Source organism: Chitinophaga sp. Cy-1792 (assembly GCF_011752935.1).
Classification (GTDB): Bacteria; Bacteroidota; Bacteroidia; order Chitinophagales; family Chitinophagaceae; genus Chitinophaga.
Genome location: NZ_VWWO01000002.1, coordinates 896,955 through 923,290, shown reverse-complemented (window position 1 = coordinate 923,290; position 26,336 = coordinate 896,955). Strand labels below are relative to the sequence as shown.

At 48.4% G+C, this 26,336-nt stretch carries 14 protein-coding genes; 1 reads left to right on the top strand and 13 read right to left on the bottom strand.

Annotated elements, in window-relative coordinates; genetic code table 11:
- Positions 1 to 27 precede the first annotated feature (27 nt).
- The 4 genes from F3J22_RS17915 to F3J22_RS17900 all read right to left on the bottom strand — a co-directional run bounded on the left by F3J22_RS17915 (position 28) and on the right by F3J22_RS17900 (position 7,234).
- Positions 28 to 1,713, bottom strand: coding sequence for a RagB/SusD family nutrient uptake outer membrane protein (locus tag F3J22_RS17915; protein ID WP_167019315.1), 1,686 nt, complete (start codon positions 1,711 to 1,713; stop codon positions 28 to 30).
- A 41-nt stretch (positions 1,714 to 1,754) separates the two neighbouring features.
- Positions 1,755 to 5,096 (bottom strand): TonB-dependent receptor, encoded by a 3,342-nt coding sequence (locus F3J22_RS17910; protein ID WP_167019314.1) that lies wholly within the window; start codon positions 5,094 to 5,096, stop codon positions 1,755 to 1,757.
- Between the two features lie 240 nt (positions 5,097 to 5,336).
- Positions 5,337 to 6,533, bottom strand: coding sequence for a FecR family protein (locus tag F3J22_RS17905; protein WP_167019313.1), 1,197 nt, complete (start codon positions 6,531 to 6,533; stop codon positions 5,337 to 5,339).
- Positions 6,534 to 6,622: 89 nt separating this feature from the next.
- The gene (locus F3J22_RS17900) at positions 6,623 to 7,234 is read right to left on the bottom strand and encodes an RNA polymerase sigma-70 factor (RefSeq protein WP_167019312.1); all 612 of its coding nucleotides are present in this window, start codon (positions 7,232 to 7,234) and stop codon (positions 6,623 to 6,625) included.
- 327 nt (positions 7,235 to 7,561) lie between these two features.
- On the opposite strand from F3J22_RS17900, the gene F3J22_RS17895 reads away from it, so the two are divergent.
- Positions 7,562 to 8,518, top strand: coding sequence for an AraC family transcriptional regulator (locus F3J22_RS17895; protein ID WP_167019311.1), 957 nt, complete (start codon positions 7,562 to 7,564; stop codon positions 8,516 to 8,518).
- Here the strand turns inward: F3J22_RS17895 and F3J22_RS17890 are convergent, their stop codons facing one another.
- The 9 genes from F3J22_RS17890 to F3J22_RS30570 form a co-directional block, all read right to left on the bottom strand.
- Positions 8,519 to 10,816 carry a DUF5703 domain-containing protein gene (locus tag F3J22_RS17890; RefSeq protein ID WP_167019310.1) on the bottom strand — a complete coding sequence of 766 codons (2,298 nt, stop codon included), beginning with the start codon at positions 10,814 to 10,816 and terminating at the stop codon, positions 8,519 to 8,521.
- Positions 10,813 to 14,130: a glycosyl hydrolase gene (locus tag F3J22_RS17885; RefSeq protein WP_167019309.1), complete on the bottom strand. Its 3,318-nt coding sequence runs from the start codon at positions 14,128 to 14,130 to the stop codon at positions 10,813 to 10,815. Before F3J22_RS17885 ends, F3J22_RS17890 begins: the two co-directional genes overlap by 4 nt.
- Before the next feature lie 9 nt (positions 14,131 to 14,139).
- On the bottom strand, positions 14,140 to 15,243 hold the full coding sequence (locus F3J22_RS17880) for a glycosylase (protein ID WP_167019308.1): 1,104 nt from the start codon (positions 15,241 to 15,243) through the stop codon (positions 14,140 to 14,142).
- A 2-nt stretch (positions 15,244 to 15,245) separates the two neighbouring features.
- Positions 15,246 to 17,246 (bottom strand): glycoside hydrolase family 127 protein, encoded by a 2,001-nt coding sequence (locus F3J22_RS17875; protein ID WP_167019307.1) that lies wholly within the window; start codon positions 17,244 to 17,246, stop codon positions 15,246 to 15,248.
- On the bottom strand, positions 17,243 to 19,393 hold the full coding sequence (locus tag F3J22_RS17870; RefSeq protein WP_205195404.1) for an alpha-L-rhamnosidase C-terminal domain-containing protein: 2,151 nt from the start codon (positions 19,391 to 19,393) through the stop codon (positions 17,243 to 17,245). Before F3J22_RS17870 ends, F3J22_RS17875 begins: the two co-directional genes overlap by 4 nt.
- A 13-nt stretch (positions 19,394 to 19,406) precedes the next feature.
- Positions 19,407 to 20,984 (bottom strand): sodium/solute symporter, encoded by a 1,578-nt coding sequence (locus tag F3J22_RS17865; protein ID WP_167019305.1) that lies wholly within the window; start codon positions 20,982 to 20,984, stop codon positions 19,407 to 19,409.
- Positions 20,981 to 22,114, bottom strand: a complete 1,134-nt coding sequence (locus F3J22_RS17860; RefSeq protein WP_167019304.1) for a Gfo/Idh/MocA family protein — start codon at positions 22,112 to 22,114, stop codon at positions 20,981 to 20,983. The genes F3J22_RS17865 and F3J22_RS17860 overlap by 4 nt, the downstream gene beginning before the upstream one ends.
- 11 nt (positions 22,115 to 22,125) lie before the next feature.
- Positions 22,126 to 24,033, bottom strand: a complete 1,908-nt coding sequence (locus F3J22_RS17855) for a right-handed parallel beta-helix repeat-containing protein (protein WP_167019303.1) — start codon at positions 24,031 to 24,033, stop codon at positions 22,126 to 22,128.
- A 98-nt stretch (positions 24,034 to 24,131) separates the two neighbouring features.
- Positions 24,132 to 26,333 carry a sugar phosphate isomerase/epimerase family protein gene (locus F3J22_RS30570; protein ID WP_240155123.1) on the bottom strand — a complete coding sequence of 734 codons (2,202 nt, stop codon included), beginning with the start codon at positions 26,331 to 26,333 and terminating at the stop codon, positions 24,132 to 24,134.
- Between the last annotated feature and the right edge of the window lie 3 nt (positions 26,334 to 26,336).

The window sequence follows — 26,336 nt, the reverse complement described above, 5'->3', positions numbered from 1 at the left end:
TCACCTGTCCGACTGGCAGATGATTGCTTATTCGTACCCGTCGTTCTGTGTCAGGTTGGTTCTCCTGATTTCTTCTCTTGGTATAGGCAGTAAATAATGCTGTTTTTTAAACTTCCTGTCCTGCACCTTGATGTAGGTATACGTTTTGGAGCCATCTGTATTTTTGATGATCTTCACACCACCTAAAGGAGTATTCTCTGTTACGTCTGCTATCTTCCAGCGACGCACATCATAATAACGGTGGCCTTCCAGGCAAAGCTCCACCCGACGTTCGTTCTGTATTTTCGCCAGCAATGCGGTACCGGTCAGGCCTGCCGGCAGGTCATTCACGATACCAGCCCTGTGCCTGATCAGGTTAAGGTATTGACGGGTTACGCCTTCCTGGCCAAGGTTATAGGCCGCTTCAGCATAGTTGAGGTAAATCTCTCCCAACCTTGCTACTACCCAAATTTTATTCGTTTGTGTTTCTACGTTATAATTGAAGGTAGTATCCTGGTATTTCCTGAAGCTGTAGCGGGTCATGCTTGCATTCCAGGTATCCCATCCCTGCTGCGAATCAAGGCCACCCTCGTACATTTCAGCCATGTTGGAATGTCCGGCTTTGTACCTGTCCTGGAAGAAATCCGGGCGGCCATAAGGCATACCATCGGAAATAATATCCTGGTAGAAACGGGGATCACGGTTGCTGTAAGGATGCTGTGGGTCATACCCGGAAGATGGATCGGTAATATCTTTTCCATCGGCGGTACCGAAGGCATCTACCAGGTTCTGGCTAGGTGCAAAGGAAGACCAGCCATGGTAGCCGCATGGCGCGAGGAACATTTCCACGCCCTGGAAAGAACTCCACTGGTATTGCTTGTTACCAAGTCTTACCATGATCAGCTCTGTATTAGGTACGGTACAAACACCTACATAGCTGCCGGTATACAACTGAAAGGCAGAGAGGTCTATCACTGCTTTGGCTGCATCTGCTGCCAGCTGCCATTTAACTTTATCGCCGGTGGGATTCCAGAACGGACTGGCAGCGTATAGCAAAGCTCTTGATTTAAGTGCCATGGCAGCGGCTTTGGTGGCACGGCCGTATTCAGCGGCACCGGTAGGATAGTTTAGTGGCAGTACAGCAGCGGCAGAATCACATTGTGCCGCTACAAATGCAACACAATCATCAAAGCTGCTGCGACTAAAATCATATTTACTGTTGAGATCAAAAGGTTTGGTTACCAGTGGCACACCACCATAATCACTGATCAGCTTAAAATAGGCATAGGCACGCAGGTAGGTAATCTCTGCTTTCAGCCTGTTACGGGTAGCGGCATCGCCGGGAACCCCATCTATTTTTGATAAAAAGAGATTACAGTCCTGTATTCTTTTATAGGTATCTGCCCATATATCGAAGTTACCCAGGTTATCAGGCGTAAGGGAACCAGAGTTCATAATGGAAGCATTATAGTCGTCGAAGCGGTTATAAGCCTCATCTGTGGCGGATGACAATGCCCAGGTACGGTTGGTGAGGTTATCCCAGTAATGTCCGGGGCCGGGTAATACATTGTATTGAAAATCGGCAAAGGCTTCCGCCAGTTTGAGATCTTTCCATACGGAGCCATCGGAGAAGGAGTCCAACGGTACTTTATTCAATACATCTTTCTGACAGGCCACTAAAAAGGAAGTGGCAAACAATAATGCGGTACCTATTTTCCAGTATATTCTTTTCACTGTAAGTAAGTTTAAATGTCCGGGAATCTTATAAAAATCAATTACAGGCCAACGTTGATGCCGACACGGTAAATCCTCGTCTGCGGATAGTTTACGCCTGTAACGTTATTGGTTTCAGGGTCGCGGTTGAATTGTTTCATCTTATCAATGGAGAAAAGATTGAATCCGCTTACAAATACCCTGATATTATCTATACCAATATTTCTATATAAGCTCTTAGGAATGATATAAGAAAGTTGTGCTGATTTCAAACGAAGGAAAGAGGCATCTACCAGCCAGAAATCGGCATACACCGAGTTTCGCGGATCTTTTGAATTAAATGCTCTCGGATATTTAGCATCAGGATTTTCTGCTGTCCAGCGGCCATCGTATAACCATTGTGGCGGCGCTACTACAGAGCCCTGCATCTGCGGCAGTATCAGCTGCTTTGCTTCTGTTTGTCCGGCCCATACCAGGTCCAGTGCCAGTCCTTTGTACTCCGCACCCATGGTAATACCGAATACGACTTTAGGATATGCCGATTCCGGGATCCTTACCTGGTCGTCGTAGGTGATGGCGCCATCATTATTTTTATCTACGATCCAGAGATCGCCAGGGGCAGCACCTGCCATATGCGGCGATTTGTCTATTTCTTCCTGTGTATGATAAATTCCTTTGGTCTGAAATACTACCCATGAATCAATCGGTAATCCGGTAGATTTCTGGTAGTCCGGAATATTCGGCGCTTCATCACGGAAGAGCACTTTACTTTTCGCATAGGTGAAATTCACGCCCACATTGTATTTCACATCGCCGGCCTTATCGTTATAGTTGACGATGAAGTCAACACCCCTGTTCAACGTTCTCCCAATATTCTCTGCCGGCAACGTCAGACCGGAATAATAAGGCACGGAAGCATTTCTTTGTGCGAGGATATCTTTACGGAGATTACGGAAATAATCTACGGTAACATTCAGTTTGTTATTGAATAAGGCGGCGTCTATACCGAAGTTCCTGGTATCCTGTTTTTCCCAGGTGATGTCTGTATTAGGAACAGATGCCAGGTACAGCGCAGTAGCTTCTGAATAATTAGGTCCGAAATACGTATAGTATTCTTTTGGATAGGCAGAATATGACGAGGCCATATTGCTTACCAGCGAATACCTGGCCAGGTACATATATTCCGCTACGGCATCACTTCCCATGATACCCCAGCTGGCACGCAGTTTCAGGTTATCGATAAAATGTATATTGTCTTTGAAGAAATTTTCCTCAGAGATGCGCCAGCCCACGGATGCAGATGGAAACATGCCCCAGCGGCTGTTCTTAGGGAAGTTAAATGAACCGTTATAGCGACTTACGATTTCTGCCAGGTATTTATCCGCATAGCTATAGGATATTCTGCCGAGGTAACTCTCACGGCCATACTGACTGGCACTACCGGAAGCATTCTGGTCCTGGGCGCTACCGGTAAACAGCTGGTCCAGCTGGTCACTTACCAGGTTCTTTCTGAAAGCAACTGTATTTTTATAGGAAGATACTGTTTGCTCATAACCCACAAATGCGTTGATATTATGTTTGCCATAAGCGCGTTCGAAAGCGAGTTTGTAGAAATAGGTATTCTCGCTGTATATTCTTTCGTCCTGCGTCAGGCTGAGGATCGCGGTGCTTGACTTCTGGTTGTTATAGGTATTGGTAGTAAGACTATACGTATAGGCATCCCACGGCTTCGTGAAGTTCTTTTCACTTCTCAGGCGATAATCAAAGGCTGCATATCCACTGAGCGACAGCCCTTTCACGATGCGTGGCAACTGCCAGTCGAAGCCTACTTTTGGCTGCACGGTAAGATCCGTTACATTGTCGTAGCCCGCCGCTGACGACATCATCAGGTAAGGGTTGCGGCCGTTGGAGATACCCGCAGAAGGATCGCCGTTCGTCCAACGTACAGGGATAAACGGATACATACTAACTGCTTCGTGCAGGATGCTGCCGGCGCTGATAGCTGGATATTTCCGTTCTTCTTTTCTTGCGGCAATATCGAAGGTCAGCTTGAGATTTTTAGAAACAGATGCATCGATATTGGAGCGCAGGTTATAGTTCTTGAAGTTTTCATCACTGTTGCTCCAGTTACTTTGCTGGGAGAGGTACTGACCGGAGAGGAAGAATTTCACTGCTTCACTCCCACCCCTGATGGAAATACTGTGATTCGTTTGCGGTGCGTTCTGGCGGTATACGACCTTCTGCCAGTCGGTGCTGGTATAGTTGGGATCGTTGCCTGCTTTGTATTTGTCGATATCCGCCTGGGTATAAGGCAACGTGTTGCCCTGGTATCCATTCAGTTCATTGTAGTAGGTCATATACTGCCAGGAGTTTACGCGGTGGTCCATCCTGGTGAGCTGCTGCAAGGCATAGCTGCCTTCATAGGATATGCTGGGTTTACCTGCCTTTCCTCTTTTGGTGGTAATGAGAATGGCACCGTTGGCAGAGCGTACCCCGTAAATGGCTGCTGATGCGTCTTTCAGCACGGTAACACTTTCGATGTCGTTAGGATTAAGCCTGTCAATATTCCTGTCCGGGATACCATCCACAATGATCAGCGGATCAACGCCACCACTGAAGGAGTTGAACCCTCTGATATACAGCGAGGAAGCATCATCGCCGGGGCGTCCGGAGCGGTTATTGGCAATTACGCCGGGAATATGGCCGGCAAAGGCATTGGAAACATTCGCAGAAGGAACCTTCGTCATCTCTTCGCCTTTCAGGGTAGCAGTGGAACCGGTAAGGGTGGCCTTTTTCTGTGTACCATAGCCCACCACGACTACCTCCTGTTGCTGTGATAATGACCGCTTCAATACTACGGTCACGAATACACTTTTTCCGATAACAACTTCCTGTCTGTCCATACCCAGAAAGGAAAATACCAGTACACCGGAAGATTTATCCGGGACGTTGATGAGGAACTCACCATTATCTTTTGTAACGGCGCCTGTAGCCGTTCCTTTCAGCTGTACACTCACCCCGATGAGCGGATCACCTTTTTCATCGGTTACCCGGCCACGGATAGCGGTGGCAATGGAAATCCGGTCATTTTCTGCTGTTGCGGAACTGGCGCCGGGCTGGCGGATGATGATGGTTTTATCAATGATTTCGTAGGTAACCGGCTGATGTTTAAAACATAACTTCAGCACTTCTTCCACAGGGGCATTTTTAACATCTACGTTTACACTGGTGGCATGTTTTAGCAGGCTATTGTTGTAAACAAAATTATATCCTCCCTGTTGGCTGATCTCTCTGAATACCGTCTGTAAAGAGGCATCTTTTAAGGAGAGGGTAATGGTCTGGGCATTGGTGGCGGCATGTGCCTGGGTGAGCAATACCAATATCAAAAACGTAGTCAGCTTCATTGTCAATCTGATTTTGGCCCATAGCCGGTTTCCCGGGTATGGCTGTGTATCACGACAGTCTTTCAAAAAAGTGGAATTACAAAGAACATTTTGCATATTTTTGTTGGTGTTTGGATGTAAACAATTAACCAGTCCGGAAAAGATTGCATAGTTGTGCTGATCCAACAATCCACCGGGAGTGCCGCGAACACTACCCGGTTTTTTATTGTATCAGGTTTTTATGTTATGAAGATGCTGGTATTACTTTTTCACGATTATTTTTTTATCATTGATCACAAAATGAGCGCCGCCGCTGAGTTCCAGGAAATGTAACAATTTAGATAAGGGAACATTCCTGGACATTTCCATACTATAGGTATCTGTTATATTATTTTCAAATACTACTTCCACATCATACCATCGGCTTATCTGGCGCATAATCCCCTGCAGGTTTTCATTGTTATAGGAGAAGCGGCCATTTTTCCAGGCCATGAGCGTGGCAATATCTGCATGGGCGATCACCTCAATACCATCGGTAACACGTGCCTGCTGCCCCGGATTAATCACCACATTTTTTCCGTGGTATCCTACCATCACCTTACCTTGCAGTAGCGTCGTGTTGACGCTGCTCTCATCCGTATATGCGTTGACGTTAAAGCTGGTGCCGAGCACTTTCACTTCTGTACCTCCTGCCATTACTTTAAAGGGCTGGGTCTCGCTGGCAGCTACTTCAAAATAAGCCTCACCGGTCAGCTCCACGAGCCGCTCCCTGCCGGAAAAAGCAGTGGGAAAATGTATCGAAGAAGCGGCATTGAGCCATACTTTGGTACCGTCGGGGAGCATCACCTGGAACTGGCCACCACGGGGGGTGGTCACCGTATTATATACGACAGGGGCTGCATTGTTTTTAGTGGAATTATAGGCCAGTTCGGCGCCGAGCTTCAGGACTGCAGCGCCTCCCTGCGTAGCCACGGTGCCTTTGGCAGCATCATCCAACGTTATGTGACTGCCGTCACCCAAAGTAAGCACGGCTTTATTATTACCAGGAAGCACCTCTTTTTTACCACTGGCATTTTGCGCCAGTTCATGGCTGTTTTTTACCGGCCGGAGATATTGATATACCCCTGCGCCGGCGAGTACCAGGAAAGTGGCCGCGATGGCAGCTTTCCAGACCATACTCCATCTGCGTACCGACCGCAGTGTTGCCATATTCTCACCGGAAACACCCACTGTGGCCAGTCCTGCCTGTTGCCGCACCTGCTGCAATATCCTGTCCCGCCTGTCCGGAGCCGCTACTCCGGCATACGCACGGCTTTCCAGTGCCGCTTCGATCGACAGCAATAGCTGCTCATCATGCGCTTCACTGCGCAGATAAACGATCAGCTGCTGTAATTCTTCCACAGAAATAGTATCATTGAGATACCGCTGGAAAAGGTGATTGAAATTTGAATGGTCCATTAATAAACAGACAACATTTTGTTGCCATATCTATAAAGACACCAAAAAAGGAAGCAGGTATTAGTAAAAATTAAAAAAATTTTCAGGCCTCAGCGAATGGCATTGGTGAGGAAGTAAGAAATGAGTGCCATTTCAATAACAGCGTGGTTTTTCAGGTAATCCCGGATAGTATGCAGCGCTTTGTTCATATGGCTTTTCACGGTATGCACAGAAATATGGAGGGTGTTGGCAATCTCCTCCTGGCTCATTCCCTGGTACCTGCTAAGACAATAAATAGTATGCTGCTGGGGAGAAAGCTGTTCTACGGCCTTAGCTACCAGTTGCTCCAGTTCATTGGAAAGCAGCTTTGCATCCGTGCTTTCTGTGGCCGGTACCACCGCCTGTATATATTCCATTAAATGGTCCGTAAAAGAGACGGATTTTATTTTCCTGCGGAAAGCGTTATATATCTGATTACGTGCCACCATAAAGAGGTAGCCTTTGAGGTTATCTACTGCTGCCAGCTTTTCCCTGTTCAGCCAGAGTTTCACAAAAACTTCCTGGGTCATCTCTTCCGCCATATCTGCCGATTTGGTCAGCGCAAACGCTACCCCGTAAACTGTGTTCCAGTTATGGTCAAAAAGTAATGTAAAGGCTGCCTCATCGCCTTTAGCCACCTTTTCTAATATGGCCGATTCGTCGTATTGTGGAACTGCTGGCACCTTAAAACAGTTGATGCTATTAATTTATCAGGGGAACCAGTTGGATATTCCGCCTATAATTTTGGTTGTTTATCTCTATTTTATATCAATAACGGCAAAAATCTACACCGGCATTTCGCGAAAATATTTCATTGCTATCGGTTATTACCGGCACAAAATAATTAAAATATTGATGCTGCCAATGGGAGAGCGTTTTTACCGTTAAAAAATCTGCCGGGCAGGTTTGACCTTAATTCTCTTGCACATCTACCTAATAACTAGTATTTTACTATTGCCGGCACCACGTTAGCCGGGATACACAATTACCACCTAACTCTAACCACGTTTATGCAACCAAACAGCAGCCAGCAGGCAGAGAAAGAGAGCGGGAACAAAAAAGGCTCGCACAAAAATATCTGGTATGGTACCGGCCGCCACCGGATAGAAATTCCTAAAACCGTACTGAAATCCAGGGTACTGAGCAACGACCTTATTAAATCCCTGCATATACGCTCTACAGGCTATTATCCAAAGGCCAAAGACCATTATACCTACCGCAGGAAAGGATTGCCGGAAAACTTCCTCTTCTACTGCGTAGATGGACATGGTTGGTACCAGGTAAAAGGGAAACGCTATGAAGTAGGTCCCAACGAGTGTTTTATCCTGCCACCCAATACAGAACACGCCTACGGCAGCAGTGAAGATAATCCCTGGAGTATATATTGGGTTCACTTCGGCGGTGAAGCGCTCAACGAATTCAATAACATGCAGGCCGTCCAGAAACTATTCGAGCCAAATTATATCAAAAACAACGGGGACATCCTCCCACTGTTCAATAAAATATATCAATCGCTGGAACTGGGTTATAGTCTGGACAACCTCGTATATGCCAACATGGGCCTGGTGCAGTTCATTAATCTTTTCATTTATAATACCCGTCATTACGAGGCCACGCTCACAGACAAATCCGATTGTATAGACAATGCCATCCTCTATATGCAGCAGCGCATCAACGACAAGATCTCGCTGACGGATCTGGGCAAACAATATAATTATTCGGTATCCCGGTTTTCTAATTTGTTTAAGCAGAAAACAGGCTACGCTCCTATCGATTATTTTGTGCAACTGAAGATGCAAAAGGCTTGTCAGCAGCTGGATTTCACGGACCGTTCCATTAAAAACATTGCGATGAGCATGGGATTTAATGATCCCTACTATTTCTCCCGCCGCTTCAGGGCGGTAATCGGGATGTCGCCGAAGAAGTACCGCCAGCTGAATAATGAGCAGCATAAGTCGCCCGCGTGATTACTGCAACATAACCTCCACATCTTTTGCACGTTCCTTCGGTTCTACCACCAGGTTTTCGAGCTGACCATTTTTTAGTGTAGCCGATACCGTGGTATTGTAAGGAGCGTGCAGCTTAAATCTCACATCTATATCTGCCGGCCACCCGGCGAATAGCAAAATACGCCTGCCATCTGTTTGCAGCAACATTTCCTGCAAACCAATCATGCCACTGCCACCCCAGTTGTGGTCAGGCACCCAATCGAAACCAGGCCCCCAGAAGGCCGGAAAGCGCCTTGGCCCGGAGGCCAGCTTCTGCTCCGTTAGCTCCCAGGCAGCTTTACGGAGGCCAAGCCGTGCCGCCCAGATATTATCCTGCTTCCATCCTGCATAACTGCGGAAACGAATAACGTTGGTGTCTTGCGCCCAGGTGTTCAATGCCGTATCCAGTCCGGGTTTGCCCACACCATATATCCCCCACGGATATACGGGGTATAACTGTGGCGACTCAACGTTATTAATCCTTTCCCATGTACGGGCTGGTGCAATGGTGGTGACGCCATACTGATCGGTATAGTTTATACCAGGAATACGGTTCGCAAACTCCGTCCAGTGACGTCTTTGTGCAGTATCCAGGTAGGCTGCCGGCAATTCCAGCAGCCGGGAAGTGACCGTGCGCAATGCCGCTATGGTAGATGTGGAATTATACGCCATCTTAAACGTTTCCGCACCGGAGCCCGGGAAGAGAATCAGCTTACCTTGCCCGTCGAGGGACTTACTGCCACGTTGCCTGGCGAGGTACTGATAATGCTCATCAAAAAAACGCAGACAACTTTCAATAAAAGGAATGGCCTCATGGATATCTTTACCGGTATACCGCTCTTCTTCCAACATCATCAGGCAAAACTCCAAAACCGTATCCCACTCATATTCCAGCCATGCATTATATTCTATTCCTTTATCAAAATAAGGCGGGCGCTTCTGCCCATATTCTGCAAAATCAGGCAAACCGTAGTTCTCCATCTGCTCTGTAAAGCAGGCCCCTGCATGGTTCCAGTATACGCTTGAACGCAACTCTGCATTATGCAATATGCGTAGATAGAATTTCAGTTGTGGCTGCAACATTTCCCAATCACCTGATTTTATCATAGGAAAGTATACGAGGCGCTGGTTTTGCGCGGTATGCAATCCGCCGCCCCAGTTGCGGTAATCAGGGGTCAGCTTCATCGCCGTATCAGTATACACAGGATCTACGGTGAAGAGGCCGCCATTGAATTTCGTAGGCCATTCACCGTTAGCATTACATGCCAGCATATACCTGAATAGCTGATAGTTTCTTCCTATTTCAAAAGTATTGGCCTGCAGGGTTTCTATATAGCTGTTGCTCCTGAATGCGCGCCACCAAGCCATATTCCGGGCAATGATATCTTTATCATCTGCCTTTACTATCAATGCGGCTAACTGCTGCTCCCACCGGCGGATATCTTTTGTTTGCAGTGTTGCCAGTGCCAGCGTGAGCTGATGACTGGTAGCAGGTTTGCGGGAACTTAGTTTCCAGCCCCTGAAATCTGTATTGGCATAAACGCCATCGTAAGTACCGGAAGGCACAAAGTTTTTTCCATAGAAACAACCACCAGCGGCCAGGTAGGCCAGCGGGTTATACAAACTGTCTTTCACAGCATCCATACCCTGCTGGGCCACAGTGGCGTCAAAGATGGTGGTGGCAGTATTGTGATGACAAAAACGCACACCATTTGTTGTAAACGATATACTGTCTTTACGGATAATATTATTTTTCGGTGCCGCCCATTTCCAGGAGTTACCAAAGTTTTCCCTTGGGGCCACGATGCGGTCCTGGTAACGCCAGCTTTCATAGGCCGCTGTAACGGCTACCGGCTTATCTGTATTCACTTCAAAATGTGCCACCGGCTGCATTACATCTGCCCATATCTTCACGGATGCACGAACACCATTGCTAATACCAGTAACGGTAACATAACCTTCCCGGAGGTGAAGCTGTTGTTGAAACACCTTGCCGGCAAAAGGATTGGGACTGAGCCTTATCCTTAGCCGGCCACTTTTCAGCATACCGTTATTTTCATCGAAACTGCCACTCCTGGCCACATAGACCATCAGGTCGTTTTTTTCCACCCAGATGTTCATGCCGATATCGCCGCCACCACAAGGCATAGATGCAGCTGCATTTTCACTGGGCGTATTCCAGGTAATATCATAATCCTGGCGCCACTGCGCCGATGCAGCATTACATAAGCCGCACAAAACCAGCAGCAGCCAATATTTTAAGGTAAATAGCTTCATTCTATCTTCAATTGTACATTTCCGGTAATACCTGCCGGCGCCAGCGTTTCATCTTTAAAGCGGTAAGGCGCGGTGGTATAGGTGATACGCTTATTTTCCGGGAGATAATGATCGCCGATTAACCTGTTATGCCAGGTATTGGTAACCGTCATCTCTATTTTATTCGTCCCCGGTTTAATTGCCTTCGTAATATCTAATTCATATGGCGGCGTCCAGCGGGTACCACAATCTATTCCATTAATTGTCACTTTGACAATATTAAATATACTGTCTATACAGAGATGAATTTGTTTTTTTTGATGAGTTGTAGCGATGTTGAAATTACTTCGATATACTGCTGTACCCGAATAGTATTTTACTGCCTGATCAGGGAATTGTGTCCAGCTGATGAGGGAATCCAGTAGCAGCGGAGCTGCCGGGCCACCATTGGCAGTATCAAATTGCAGTTGCCATGGGCCGGCTATTGGCTGCAGTTGTTGCTCCACTACTTTTTTGTCGTACTTTATTTTTGTGGTCAGGGTATCGTGGGAAAAAACAACAAAAAGCGACTGCGCCGGTGCCAGCGTAACAGTAAAGCGGGTCCCCATCGGGAGGCTGATAACAGTCCCGGGCATGTACATTTCTCCGGTAATAGGGTCCAGCACAGTAGGCGTCCCTTCCCACCTGAAGCGAATATCGGCCTTTTGCGTATAGGCAGTCTGGTTACTTAGGAAATAGACTTCCTCCTTTGCGGTACTGCGATGGGTCCAGGCAATAGCCCCTGCGGAATCGCGGACATTCACATCCTTCAACCCTTCCAGTACAGCAGCGGCGGCAGACAATGGATGCACATTTTCCTGTTGCCAGATCTCTTTAAATAGCTGTTGCAGTATAATATCATCATCTTTCAACCCTATCCCCTGTACCATACTGGTGTCCAGCAGGATATTAGCGCCTGCCTTTGCCAGCTGCAACAGCTTCTGCGCCACCGGCACCGACCAGCGGCCTGCATCCGGCATTAAGGGATGCCGCTGCGGGAAAACCAGCTGCCAGTAGGCACCACCACCAGGCAATACCACCCGGCCATTCTTTACTGTCATTTGCAGCAATGCATCGGGATTGAAGCTATCATAGGCATAGCCATGCAGGGCGTCTATCCATTTCTCCGGATCGGCCATGTTGGCGGAATGCGTAACCCCTTCCGGAATACTGCGCATAGGCTGCCCTTTATTCGCTAGTCGCTGTTTTTCACTTTCCACACGCGCCTCCCCAAAAATCTCCGGGAACGTATTCACCAGCCTATCGGGCGTCAGCGAGCGGCGTGGCAGCTCCTCACCTGTAAATACCGCGATGTCTGTTACCGGATGTCCCAGCTGTAATAGCGACTGACAACGGGTGATATAGTCAATCCAGGCTTTGCTTTGCTTAAACCAGGTCTGGTCGCGCTGATAGTACAGCCCAACACCATCCAGCGTCATGCCGGGGCGCTTGTTAAGCCAGGGGTTATGTGCAAATACATGCATCACCATGCGGTTCACGCCCAGGGCCAGGTTACGGTCGCCAGTGATTTTTAACGCCCCCGGATGTTCGTTCCAGTCCATGCGCAGCGTGGTAAAGGCTTCTGCCTGTACAATATTTTTACCATAGAGATGTGCACCGCTGATAGCATCCTGCATATCATTGGGTTTATCGTGGGTAGGACTGTTATTCCAGAACTCACCCATAGGGATATCCGAATATTTATAGTGCAGTATGCCGTCGCCCATCATCACCGGGGCAACGCTTTCCGTGCTGAACCGACATCCTTTTTCATGTGCCCTTGCTGCCAGTGTTTTAAAGAAGACTTCACTGATCAGGTCAGCAATCGTTTGCCGGACATCATGCAATACCTTTTCAGATACAGCAGCGCTTTCAACAGGAATGCCTGCCATCAGTGGCAGGTAAGGCATCAGATCATAGCCGCGGCGCTGCCGGAATTCCGTCGGAAACCGATCGGTCCAGTTCTGACTACCGCACTCCCAGCTGTCTACATACAACACCTTCAGCACCTGGTTCGCCAAAGCCGGATCGGTATTTTCAATTATTTTTGCAAACCAGTTATCAAATTGCTTGTTGATGGCTGCGGCGCTGAACTTATCACATTCCAGTCCCTTGCCGGCGCCACCGGTATAGTTCACTTCTCCTGTGGAGGTATGCCCTATACGTACTATCATCCAGTGGCCCGGCGGCGCTTTCCAGCGAAGTGTTCCATCCAGACTCAGTTTATCCGTCAGCGTTAGGATGTTTGCAAGGGGGATAGCATCTGTATCGGTTACCTGTGTAGCAGTCGTTATGGGAGATGAACGCCAGATGCTCCCGTTTTTTCCTTCATAGCCATTGATGGCAGCTTCTTCGTTCAGGAAGATGCCGGTTACTTTCAGCGTGGGCTTCCACTTCGCTGCGTCGAGGTCTTCGGCGCCGGGCTCCGCTCCTGCCTTTTCATATACCAGCCGGAAATATTTTGCTGTGGTGGCAGGTACGCTGTACGTATATCCCTGTACGTTATCCTTCCAGCCATGGCGCGCCGCGGTAAACTTAATTACCGTACGGAAGTTTGCGCCGTTATCGCTGCTTTGCAGTATCAGCCGCTGTGCCGGATAGTTGTTACTACCGGTTTCGATCTGTACTGACCTTACGGTAAAAGGCTGCTGGTAGCTGTATTGTATCCAGCAATCGCTTTCAGATTTAAAGCTTTGCCTATTTCCTGGAAGGGTGAGAAAATCAGCGCTGGTACCCGTGCTGGTGGTTACGGCTGGTTTTATAACAGACGGTGCTTCTTTTAACGGGTAAGCATATACGGCAATATCTTTATAAAATCCTTCCCGCGTAAGCGGTTGCTCCAGCTTAATAGCAGTAGTTGCGGGAGAGATATAGTTTTTTGTCCATACCACCTGCTGCATTGATTCCTCCGGGCTAATCCACGGGCCGCCGGCACAGGAGAAGCCATCGCTAAGGTGCATTCCCAGTTGCAGTCCCAGGCGACTGGCTTCCTGCATGGCATAATGTACCAATGCAAACCATTCCGGGCTCAGCTGCCTTGCCACCGGGCCAAAATCCACAGCTGCGCTGGTATCCTGGATAGTTACCAGGTAGGCGCCACCAATCCCCGCCTGCTTCATGGCTGCCAGGTCGGCACGGATACCTTCCTTTGAAACGGCGGCATGCATCCAGTACCATAACAACCAAGGCTTTGCTTCGGCCCCTGGATAAAAAAAGGCTTGTTTCACGGTCTGTTGCTGCGCATAGGCAGGTATACCAACAACCAGACAAATTATCCATCTGAAAAAATACTTCATTGCAACTGTTTATTTACCGGCACTGAAAGACACCCTGCTGCTGCCCATATCCTGCGATACAGCCACTGCAATCCCTCTGTTGTCTTTACCATCTACCGCACAATAAAAATGATATACTACCCCCTTATGCTTTACCACAAAGCTTTTATGTGCATATTTCTGATCAAAATCAGCCCCCGGCTTTACCAGGTCCGGGCCCGACCAATCGGTCCAATGTACCAGGTCATAGCTGGCAGCAAAGCGGTTAAAGGCATCTTTACGCTTATCCCAGAAAGCCCCGAAATAAAACATCACCCATACCTTTCCTATCTGCTGGATCACCGGATCGGCGGTAAGTCCCACAGGATGGCTCATCACCGGATCCGTTTCATAACGTTGCCAGTGCAGCATATCATCGGATACGGCCATGCCTATACGTTCAAACCAGCGGTATTTAGGCTTGTTGCCGCTGGTATCGCCATTGGCATTGTAATACATCACAAAAGGATGACCGGTTGTTTTACTGTCGTCCCGGATAATACAGGATTTAAAGAGCTTTTTATTCTCCCACCAGCGAACATCCTTGTCTGTGGCGGTTAAAACCGGATGGTCTGTTCGCTGCCATATATGCGGCACCGTTATATCCTTATTCGTATAGGCCATACCGATAGCCAGCGGCCCGGATTCGTAGCCGCTTTCATCACCGCCGATATAACTCATCCAATATTTTCCCTGATAGGACTGTAGTTCATACGAACCGCCCCAGGTATAATCCTGCAGGGCAATATAGCCTGCCTTTTGGTTTTTATCCCAGTCGTGGCCGGTGCTGTCAGAGAAAGGCAGCACCCGACCGAGCGGTTTCCATTCCAGCAGATTCGCACTTTTCGCCAGCCACGTTTCATATCCCCTGCCATCGAAAATGATATAGGTCATGTACCAGTATTTCCCTTTTCTGAATACAGAAGGACAATCCGCCTTGCGGCCGCCGTCAGGGGCAATTACCAGCCCGTATTTATAAGGCGTTTTCACCTGTTCGTAGATATCCTGCATCACAGCCGCCGGCACCTCCTTTTCCTGAGCGAACACCTTGCTGCCTAGCAATACAATTATTATAAAAATGCTTATTTTCTTCATAATTATCTGATTAATGGCATCCAAACAGTCATATCCGAAGCGCCTCTGTTTGCCCAGGCATAGTAGGGAATCAGGGTAATAGCTGCCGGTTGATAATGCGTATTTACGGGTCGGTAAAGCGTATGATCCCAGCTTTGCGACTGCCGGCGCTTCGCCTGGCCTTTCAATACGGTCACTTTGCCGCCGTTGATGGTTTGCTCACCGGTATGCCACTGCATATTGGCGGGTATCATCACATCAAAGACGGAACCCGCCTGCTGATCCGTCGATTCTATACAATATACCAGCGGCCCGCGTCTTACCGCTACCTGGTTACGCGTTTCCTCTACCAGCGGATTGGACTCCAGCAACGTTACCGGCATATCCAACTTCAAGACTATCCGGTCGTTTTTTTTCCATTGCCGCCGTAAGGCTACAAACCCCTGCTGGCGTGATGCCTGTGTCACAGGACTACCGTTAACCGTTACCAGGTAATGGTTACACCATCCCGGAATCCTGAGAAAGATAGTAAAAGGTTCAGCAGGAATTTCTGTAATCTGCAACAAAACATTTCCATTCCAGGGGTAATTACTCTCCTGTGTCAATTGTATACAGTGGTTGCCTTTCCAGGTTTCAGACAATTGATTGCTGCCATAAAGATTGACATACAATCCCGATGTATCCAGACTGTAAGCATAGTCACTCACCTCCGCAATAGTGCGTACTGTGTTTGGCGGACAACAATTGGACAGGCCGATATAAGGCTGGCGGCCGCCCTCCCAGCGCAGATGATAGGGATAATCCCTGCTGGCGGCCAGCGGATTCGTGTAAAAGAATTTTGTACCATCCATACTAACGCCACTGAGTACACTGTTATACAACGCCTGTTCCAGCACATCCATATATTTAGCCTCGCCGCTAACGAGGAACATACGCCAGTTCCACAGCATATTGCCAATATTGGCGCAGGTTTCGTTATGCGCACTGAAATTGGGCAGCTGGTAATCACGGCCATAGGCCTGGTGCACCTTTTGCACCGTATCAGGGTTGTACGAAGTTCCATCCACGGATACGCCATCATACAAGGCGCCACAGCCACCGGTAACATACATCTTGCTATTTACCACATTCTCCCAAATCTTTTGCAATGGCCGCAACAGCGTACTGTCGCCTGTTTCCGCATATACATCTGCTACGCCTGCGAAAAGATAATTTGCACGCACGGCATGTCCCACTACTTTATTCATTTCCCGGAAAGGCGCACGATCACTGTTATCGTCTGTACCCTCAACGGTTCCGCGGATATCAACCAGTTGTTTTACCAGGGTCAGGTACTTTTTATCCTTTGTAGTCCTGTAAAGTTCTGTAAGGCCCATGTAGTGCGATGGACAGATGGCATTGCGTGCCTGCTCCGGTGTGGCGGCACTATAAAAGCCGATGAGAAAATCTGCTGCTTTAGTGGCAATGTTCAATAATGATTTTTTTCCTGTAGCCCTGAAATGCACACAGGCGGCCGTCATCAGGTGACCGAAATTATAGGCTTCAAAACTGAGCCGGTCATCAAAGCCACCGGATTTACCTACAATGATATTTTTCGTATAGATGTAACCGTTGCTTTGCTGCGCTGCCCCAATTACTGCAATGGCAGTATCCATCCACTCGTCCAGCTGTTTGCTTTTAGTTACGGCATACACGGCGGCTACCGATTCCAGCGTTTTATAAAAATCGCCATCATGGAAAGACGGGCCTCTGAAATGCCCGGTATCCAATCCTGCAGCGATCCTGAAGTTTTCGAAAGCATAGCAGATGGTATCGCTGGTGTAGGTATGCCAGAGCTGCGGCACCATGGTATTCCGGCATACGGCAAATCGTTCCGCCCAGAAACCATTTGTCCAGTGTACAGCCTGCATGGCAGCCGGTCGCAGCTTCGCATAGGGACTTTCCTCCGTATCTACCAATGGCTGCTGACTAAATCCTACGCCTATACGCAAAACTAATATCCCCACCAATATCACTCGCTTCATAACGCCGTATAATTTATAACATAATCTCTCGCAGGCTTAATGGTGATCTCATAATTATTATCTCCTGCACTAATCACCTCAATATCATTACCTGCCGGCATTGTTTTACTCTTTATACGCAAAGTACCCGTACCTGCCGGTGCGTGCACTTTTATCTGCTTTGTGCTGACATCTACCAGGATATTGCCATCCGGCGTAGGCACAGCGCCTTTCATCCATTGCAGGCCACCCAGCTCCGGTTGCACCAGGTAGGTTTTATAACCGGCAGTGAGTGGCTTTACGCCCAGGTAATATTTGCCCAGTAAATAAATAGGACTTGCACCCCAGGCATGGCAAAGACTTTTTCCAAATGGCCTGCCATACATCGCATAGTGATCTGCACCCGTTAAACCCGGCTTATACTCTTCCCAGAAACTGGTAGCACCCAACTGCAGCATACCGCCCCAATAGTCTTTCATTTCTTTCAGCACATATGCCTGCTCCCCCATGGCACATAAGGCTTCCAGCTCATAGAAACGCATATACGGCGTAGTGATTTTCTGCACATCATCATTGAGCAAAACAGATTTTTTAACCGCCTGCTTTTGAGCAGCATCGAAGTAATCAAAGAAGATAGCAAACATATTCGCATAGCGTGTAACCGTTTCCGTTGGCTGCCCGTTTATACGGCTATGCACCAACGCATTTTTCTGGCTACTCCAGTAATAATCGAATAGCTTCTTACGTAGTGTGGTAGCCAGTTCCCCATAATAGACCGCTCCGTCTTTATCGTTGACCAGCTTCGCGCACAGCGACATCGTTTCCAGACTTCGTGCAAACAACAACTGCTCAAAGCTGATAGCGCCTTCTTTGCTCAGTCCTGCGGCCCAGTCAATAAATATCCAGTCTCCCGGACGCCACTCCAGCAGCCCGTCTTTATTCCGGCGTTCCAGTACCCAGCTGATGAGTGATTTCATGCGCTCATAATTCTGACGCATAAATTGTTCATCTCCCGTATATAAATAATAATCGTATATACCCATGAACCAGTAAAACGTATAATCCATGATAGTATTGATATGACTCGTCACAGGATCCTTACCACGTAAGGCATACAGCGTGCGGGTAACAGTGGTATTATCATTCATCAGGTAATAGTTCATCAGGTCGCTCTGGTAGGCATCGCCGCTCCATATCCACCGGTCACGCTTGATACCGTCAATAAAAAACTCACGGCTGCACAGGTGCAGGGTATATTTCGCCACGTCATAGATTTTGTTCAGCTCCGGATCGGAGCAGCTGAAGCTACCTTTATCCGGAAGATCTGCATATTCATATAACATGGAAACAGAATCCAGGACTACGTTTCCCTCTTTCACTATATTTACAAAACGGAAAGCCTTCGACAGCGGCATCACGGAATCTTTTTTAACAGGCAGATCAACCGTAAGCTGGTCCAGCGTTTCCGCGCCTGCCGTACTCAATGCTTCCTCCTTACTTTCGCCATAGTAAATGGTAAGTTTGCCTTTACCACGCAGGCCATGCAGCTTAATATAACCGAATGTTTCCTTTCCGAAATCAGTCAGCCCTGAAGTGGTGGCAACGGCGCTTTTCCGCACCACTGGCAGCTTATACGCCGATGGCGGCTGCATAGGGTCCGCAAATTCACCAGTGGCGGCATAATGATAGGTAGTAGCAGAAACATCCGATGCCTTACCGGTTTCATCGATCCATTCCTTATCTTCAATGGTAACGCGCCAGCTGGCATCACTGCAGATTGTTTTTCCTGCAATCCATACAGAAGGCACGGTTGCCTGGCTGAATACTTTTATATTAATTTTATGTTTACCTGCCGGCACCCATACTTTTTCAGGGGTGCCGGGTATTAAATTCCCATCCAGCTTTACATTATAGGTGCCTTCCGCATGAATGGCAATTTGCTTGGGTTCTTTCAGTTCCACTACTTTATGAAATTCTACCAGCACATAATGGCTGTCCATCTTCCAGAATACCGGATAAAAACTACCTTTTTCTGTTCTTCTGTTCTGCACTTTATTACTCAGCCAGATATCAAAATCACCCGGATACCATATCCATCGGGCCTTCTGAGCAATAGCCACCTCCGTAAACCCTAGCAGCAACAATAAGAGAACGACTGGTCTTTTCATTATATAACGTGGTTTAAAATCCATTAAAGAAGATATGTAGGGAGATCATCACCATGATCAGGATTATCCAGGAGGTCCATACCCGGCGCGTAGGCCGCTGTAAGGACGGTTGTACTGTGGCAGTGTCGGAGATAGTATTATCCAGTAAAGAAATCATCATTGCCAGCAATAACAAGAAAAGGAAAATATAGAAAGAAAGCAACAGGTAATGTGGCCACACCGGGTATTGATTTTTAGGGAATATCCAGAGATAACAGATACCAGTACCCAGACTGATAGCCGAGCCCCAGGAGAGCGTGAAATTCACGGCCCTGCGGGCAGTGCGTTTCCAGAAAACAGCCAGCAGAAATACCACCGCCAGCGAAGGTGCGATAAAACCCAGCACCGCCTGGAATACATCAAACAAATTCAACCCTTTGATACTATCAATCGCGATGGCCATGCCTATGGCAAACAGGCACCCTGCCAGTACCGTCATCCTACCAACGCGTATAATTTGCTGCGTTGTGGCCGCAGGATTTATCTTTTTAGCATAGATATCTGTGGTAAATACCGTACTGAGTGCATTCAGCGATGAACCGATCGTTCCTACCAATACAGCAATCAACACCACGATAACAAGACCGTTCAGTCCGGGTGGAAAAAGATTGGTAACCAGCGTCATATATGCTTCGCTGGCATCGTTCAAACCGGGATATAATTCAAAACAAATAATGCCGGGAATGATAAACAGCGGCAGCGATAATATCTTCAGCCAGGCGATGAAACTAACCCCCAGCTGCCCCTGTTCCAGGTTACGTGCACCGAGTACAGACTGCACCATTGCCTGGTCCGTACAGAAAAATGCAATGGCAGACACCGGGTAGCCCAGCAATATCGCCGGCCATGGGTAAGCCGTATCACTAGCGGGATGTACCAGGTTCCAGTAACCTGCCGGCGCTTTATGGAACAAGGCGGAAACACCACCTACCTTATGCACGCCAATCACCGTCAGCAAGGCCGATACCAATATCAGCAGTATCATCTGGAATACGTTTACCCGCGCAATGGCTTTGAGTCCGCCTGCAAAGGCAAACAGGCCGGCAAACAGCACCAGTGCTATCACCGACTGCCACATGGGAATACCAAGGATTTGCCGCACCAGGAAGCCGCCGGCAAAGAGCCCGAGCGACAACCACGAAATAAGGATCTTTATCAGCGCATACCAGGCAAGGATATTACGGGTACCGTCGCCATAACGCTGCCCCATAAATTCGGGCATGGTCGTCACCTTGCTGGCAATATATCGCGGCGCAAACACCATTGCCAGCAGGAAGAGGAATATGAAGGCGTACCATTCAAAGTTTCCGGCCACAATACCGGTAGAATAGCCAATGCTGGCGAATGCCAGCAGCATGGATGGCCCCACATTGGTACCCCACATATTAAATCCGATGCTATACCAGTTGAGAGAATTCCCAGCCAGAAACAGGTTTTCATCTGTCTTCTTCTGCCCGAAACTGGCCTTATAGCCAATAACCATCAGTACAGCCAGGTAGCCTGCAACGATGCAATAATCGATGGCATGGAGTTTTGTCAGCATACTGTTCATACCTCCGAAGCTTGATGATGAGCACTGCCTGCCACTCCGGAAAGATGCGCGCTTAAAAGATTCTCCGGCAAACCATAACTATGCAGTAAAGTTTTCAGACCAACCGGTTTCCCGGTTTGCAGCGAAAGGTCCATTGCCTGCAACAATGCTACGGTACCAATACCTTCCTGTATATTCGGCCAGGCGGTATAGTTATGTTCGATGGCATCCACGAAATATTCGATATAGTTCTGGTATTCGCCTGCATGATGTGTCTGCCCCGGGAAGCGGAAATAATACTCGAGCTGGGTATCTCCCCAGGTAATTACCCGCTGCTCGCCGGTACTATCGGTAACGGCATAACGTAGTTCGTGGTAATCGGCCTGACTAGCACCCAGCGTGCCACGCAGTACGCAGCTCATACCGCTGTCGCGGCTGGTGGGCTGTGTAGGCCCGGTATAGGAACCGCTCACCCGCGCCACACGGCCATCAGCCGCCTTGAAGATAAAATGCATGGTATCTTCATTTTTTAATCCGGCCTTTACACCATTGGCACTGATCATTCCATACCCCATCACTTCTGCAATATCCGGCAGATACCAGCGGATAAAATCTACCGGATGACTCAAACCGCCATACAACCACTTAAACGATTTTTCCAACGCCCACTTCTTCTCCAGGAACCAGCGGTGGTCTGCATTATAATGGCTCTCCACGGTCATCAGTTCACCAATAACACCTGCTTCAAAATCTGCCCGCTGCTTTTTAAATGGTTCAAAAAAGCGACTGCTTTGTCCTACGAAAACCTTCCTGCCACTACGTTCCTGCAATGCTATCAGCTCCGCTCCATGTCGCAGATCATCGATAAAAGGTTTGGTACAGATTACGTGCTTATTGTGTAGCAGTGCCATTTTCACATGCTCATAGTGCAGATGGTCAGGCGTATAAATGGCGATGATGTCTATCGTTTTATCATTCAGCATTTCCTGGTAATCGGTGGTATAGTCGTAGGCTTTAAACTCGTCTGCCCGTTGCCTGCACAGCGCGACATCCTTGTCACAAATCATTTTTAATTCTACTTTCTTACTGTGGATGGCAGCGGAGATAGTGCTGCTGCCTTCTCCCAGTCCTAATATACCAATGGTAAGCATATTTGTAAATGTTAGTGATTGATAGGTTGGTTGTCCGTTACCGGTATTATTTTTTTAAGCAGATGCTTATAGTTTGCCTGGATGCCCGCATTTATTTTCACAGAATCTGCCACCATAGGCCCATTATTTTCCCATTGATTCCCGGGACCGTTGGCATTGCGCATCACCTTATCTGCAGGACTCCAGTTATTCTTCACCGTGATATATGCGGAACCTTCATCCAGGTAATAATAAAACCAGTGTTTGGGATCATGCGGATAAGGTGCTTTGTAGATATCGTTGATATAGTTTTCGCTGATCACCGTGCCGGGCATGGCCGACAGCGTATAGATGCCACCCACGTCATAAACATGCCTGGCATAATGATGGACTTTATTCGCATACACGCTATTATTGCGCATGGCGTTGACTGCTTTCGTCCATCCCCAGCCTATGCAGATACCGGAATAAGGCACTTCGCTTACTTCATTATGTGTAATATGAAAATCGCGTACATAGCCGGCGCTGATGCCCACGCAGCCCCAGTCTTCATTGGCGACCCTGTTTACGAGGTTATTGGTAACAAGTATATCGCGGCAAAGCTCTCGTTCATCCGTTGGATCATAGGCCAGATGTGTTTCATAGGCTTCTTCTGAAAACACACCTGCCTGAATACCTGTACCGGCAATATCCCTGAAGAGGCAGCCGGCAATGGTATCGTAGCGGGTGCCCTGTTTCAGATCAAGGCCGGTAGCGCCCATATGTTCAAAGTTGCAGCCGGTAATACTGCAATGCTGTGCATAGCGCAATGTGACGGCGCCGGGCTGTCGTCCTATCCAGGCCTGGTTTTCGAGGCCAGCCTTTGCGGCAGTGCCGGGCTGTTTCAGCTTATAGGCATCCAGCAGGTACATGCCTGCCTGTAGCGGCACATGGCCTTGCTGGCTGGGACGTATCCAGCCGCTATGTGCAAAGGAAATATTACGTATATGCACATCCGTTACCGGCGATTCAGGGGTACCTTCAATGCGCATCAGTGTTTCCAGCTCCGGGATAACGGCAACGGCTGTATGCAGTTGTTCGTTGGTGCGGGGCCAGTAGTATAGTTTTCTGGTGCTGATATCATAATACCATTCACCGGGTTCGTCCAGTAATTGTATGGCATTGGAGAGATAAAAAGCGGAGTTACCGGTTTCTTTCGACAGCCATGGTGCGGGCCATGGGTGTTCACTCTGGATTTTACTTTCAGGCTGAAAAAAGTGCAGTGTGGCGGAATCGCCCGCGGCCTGCATCGTAGCCACCCGCAGGTTGGCAACGGCCCACCATTGTTGAATAGTCATTTCAAGCCCCTGTATACTCCCGTTACGCAAGGCTTTGGGCAGCGGTACCACACACGACTCATCGGCCTTGTTCCAGTTGAGAATACGATTCAAGCTGTCGCCGTTCCTGTCGCGGGCACGCACCGCCTTCACATCATTGATCCATAGCTGCCGGAAGCCCGACAGACTCAGTTGATTATAAGGCAGCTCCGCCACCCACAGGTGCTGCCTGGCAGCAGGCTGGATACCGGGAACATTGTAATCTAACTTCTTCCATCCGGAAACGGCTTGTCCGCCGCTGAACACCGGCTCCTCACCTGGTGCGGCTTCAATAATAGTAGGACTCTCCGGCGTTCCACCATCTTCCGGCCTTATAAATACGGGCTCGTATAAACGATAGGTACCGCCGTGGATAATGATATGTATGCCACCTTTTGCCCCGGGGTCATGCAATCGTCGCAGTTCCCTTGCCTGCCGTAAAGCAGCGGCAGGTGTTGCCATAGGAAGCTCGCGGGTGCCGGGATTGGTATCCTTACCGGCCGGACTAACGTGGATATCAGCAGCATATGCCTGTAACTGTATCAGTACAGAAACTGCCAACAAAAATGTACACACTCGTTTCATCTTGGTTGTTGCAGAAGCAGTTATTGAATACAGTTAAATTTAGCGTGGCATCGGCTGCCGGAAAATGTTAGTACTGATTATAATGATGGAGGATTTTACTATTCTTCCTGGAAGATGCGTTTCAGGTAAGCGGTGTTGGCGCCGTAATTGTATTTCGTATCCCGAGGGTTACCGGCGTCCCTGCTGCGTTCTATCACCAGCCATCCACTCCATCCCATTTCATCCAGCGTTTTCTTCACCAGTGGCATATTCAGCTGCGGATCATTTTGCAACCAAACGCTGTCTTTGTTGGTGGCGTGTATCATGCAGATGCGCTCGCGGCCCAGCACCTTCAGTTCGCTGATCAGGTCGCGGCCTTCTTTTAGTGGGTTGGAAAAGTTGAAATAGATCTTTATTGCGGGAGAATTAATTTCTTTCAGCAGCTTCACTTCCTCTTTCGCATCCAGCGCGGTTTCTATACCAATTACTACTCCCGCATCTGCCGCCATTTTGCCGGCAACCTTCAACCGTTCCACTACCGCATTGCGGACTTCAGGGTTCTTGCGCAGGTCGCATTGCACGCCCAATGGCAGGAAAGCCGTTTTTACGTGCATACGCTGCATGGTTGTAATGCAGTCGGCAATAGATTGCTTATATTCCTCTCTGCCGCAAAAGGACTGTGCATAGTAGCCTGTCATGGCAAGCGCGTATATTTCCACATCATTTTCCTTCGCTGTTTGCAGGAAAAGATTGCTGACAGAATCTATCAGCAGCTTATTATCAAACGTAGGCCTGTTACCGAGTCCGCCCATATCCACCTCAATACCGTCAGCTCCTAGTTGGGCAGCCAGGGTAATAGCGCCGGGTTTCTGACGCTTGAGCAGCATCAGGTCTATGAGACCAATTTTATAACGCTGATTTCGTTTAGCCGCCAGCGTGGCATCCTTAAAAACCGCTTCCAGCTGTGCAAAGCTTTTGACAGCATGGGCTGGCAACTTTTCACCATTGTCACCAAAAACGTAGAGGGCTTTTTCCGGTTCCACGGTGATGCTACTTTCATTGGGAGTGCCATTGGCGGCCAGTATGGCGGCGGCATTCAGCCCCAGCTCCTTTGCCATGAATTTATAGACAGCGGTTCGTTTATTGATACCATAGTCGTGGCCCTCTGCCGGCAGGTGCACATTTTGCACCGCTTCTTTTTTACCATACCAGCTATACATCTTTTGTAAATAAAGAAAATCATGTTCCGGCATTTTATCTGTCCAGTCGCCACCATCGCTGACAATGAGTTGCGGCCTCGGGGCAGCCATGGCCGCTATTTCCACGTTATCTGTTCTGCCACCGCAGGCATGTACGGGCATACCACTTTCACAGGGGCATCCGCCATAGAAATAACTGGAGAGGGAAACCACCGGCGCCGCAACTTTAATACGTTTATCCAGCGCCGTTAGCAAGGTAGTATGCGTACCACCGCCACTACCACCGGTAATGCCTACACGTGAAGTATCGGCATTCTTCAGCGACAACAGGTAATCCAGGATACGAATACCGCCCAGCACCTGAATAGTCATAGCCAGACTTTGCTGATGGTCTTCCGGCTTAAACTGTAACAGCGATTCCCCCCATGCGAAAAGGTCGTAACTGAATGCCATAGCGCCCATTCTGGCAAAGGCGGCACAGCGCAACTGACAATCTGCGCGATAGCGCTGCTTTTCCCAATGCCCTTCCGGGTTTAATATCACCGGTATCTTACCGGAATATTTAGCAGGTTTATAAAGAGATCCGTTTACCCATACCCCGGGAAGAATTTCCAGCGCCACATTTTCCACCGTATAGCCATTGTATTTTCGTACGGGCGTTACAATTGGTGCTGCATTTGGAGATACCGGCATGGGAGATAACTGTAAGGCCGCCATCATGCAGGGTTGCAGCTGCTGCTTACGCTGCTCCCACTCCTGCAGACTGTTATATTGACTGGCAATACGATCCAGCTCTGCCCAGCCTTCTGCTACAGGCCATCGATAGTATTCATAATTGCCCAGTTTAAACTGGGCAACGCCATCCTTCTTCGCTTTCATTTCCAGCGGCTGGAGGATGTTATTCAATGTAGCTTCCGCGTCCTGCCGATATTTCCAGTCGGCATAACTCACCCACTTACCAGCCACCACACTATCTGCATATTTGATCTTCACATGAAATCTCTTTTCTACTTCACTCAGCACCTGCTTCAGTGGTTTACGGTAATGGTCGTCAGAAGTTTGTGCAGTAGCGGGTTTCAGGAAATAAAGTAATATAGCAGCAGTGAAAATATATCTCAGCATAAC

Bases quoted from the DNA above. Each gene is read 5' to 3' on its own strand.
- F3J22_RS17910 (WP_167019314.1), bottom strand. From the start codon at position 5,096: ATGAAGCTGACTACGTTTTTGATATTGGTATTGCTCACCCAGGCACAT.
- F3J22_RS17905 (WP_167019313.1), bottom strand. From the start codon at position 6,533: ATGGACCATTCAAATTTCAATCACCTTTTCCAGCGGTATCTCAATGAT.
- F3J22_RS17895 (WP_167019311.1), top strand. From the start codon at position 7,562: ATGCAACCAAACAGCAGCCAGCAGGCAGAGAAAGAGAGCGGGAACAAA.
- F3J22_RS17890 (WP_167019310.1), bottom strand. From the start codon at position 10,816: ATGAAGCTATTTACCTTAAAATATTGGCTGCTGCTGGTTTTGTGCGGC.
- F3J22_RS17885 (WP_167019309.1), bottom strand. From the start codon at position 14,130: ATGAAGTATTTTTTCAGATGGATAATTTGTCTGGTTGTTGGTATACCT.
- F3J22_RS17880 (WP_167019308.1), bottom strand. From the start codon at position 15,243: ATGAAGAAAATAAGCATTTTTATAATAATTGTATTGCTAGGCAGCAAG.
- F3J22_RS17875 (WP_167019307.1), bottom strand. From the start codon at position 17,246: ATGAAGCGAGTGATATTGGTGGGGATATTAGTTTTGCGTATAGGCGTA.
- F3J22_RS17870 (WP_205195404.1), bottom strand. From the start codon at position 19,393: ATGAAAAGACCAGTCGTTCTCTTATTGTTGCTGCTAGGGTTTACGGAG.
- F3J22_RS17865 (WP_167019305.1), bottom strand. From the start codon at position 20,984: ATGAACAGTATGCTGACAAAACTCCATGCCATCGATTATTGCATCGTT.
- F3J22_RS17860 (WP_167019304.1), bottom strand. From the start codon at position 22,114: ATGCTTACCATTGGTATATTAGGACTGGGAGAAGGCAGCAGCACTATC.
- F3J22_RS17855 (WP_167019303.1), bottom strand. From the start codon at position 24,033: ATGAAACGAGTGTGTACATTTTTGTTGGCAGTTTCTGTACTGATACAG.
- F3J22_RS30570 (WP_240155123.1), bottom strand. From the start codon at position 26,333: ATGCTGAGATATATTTTCACTGCTGCTATATTACTTTATTTCCTGAAA.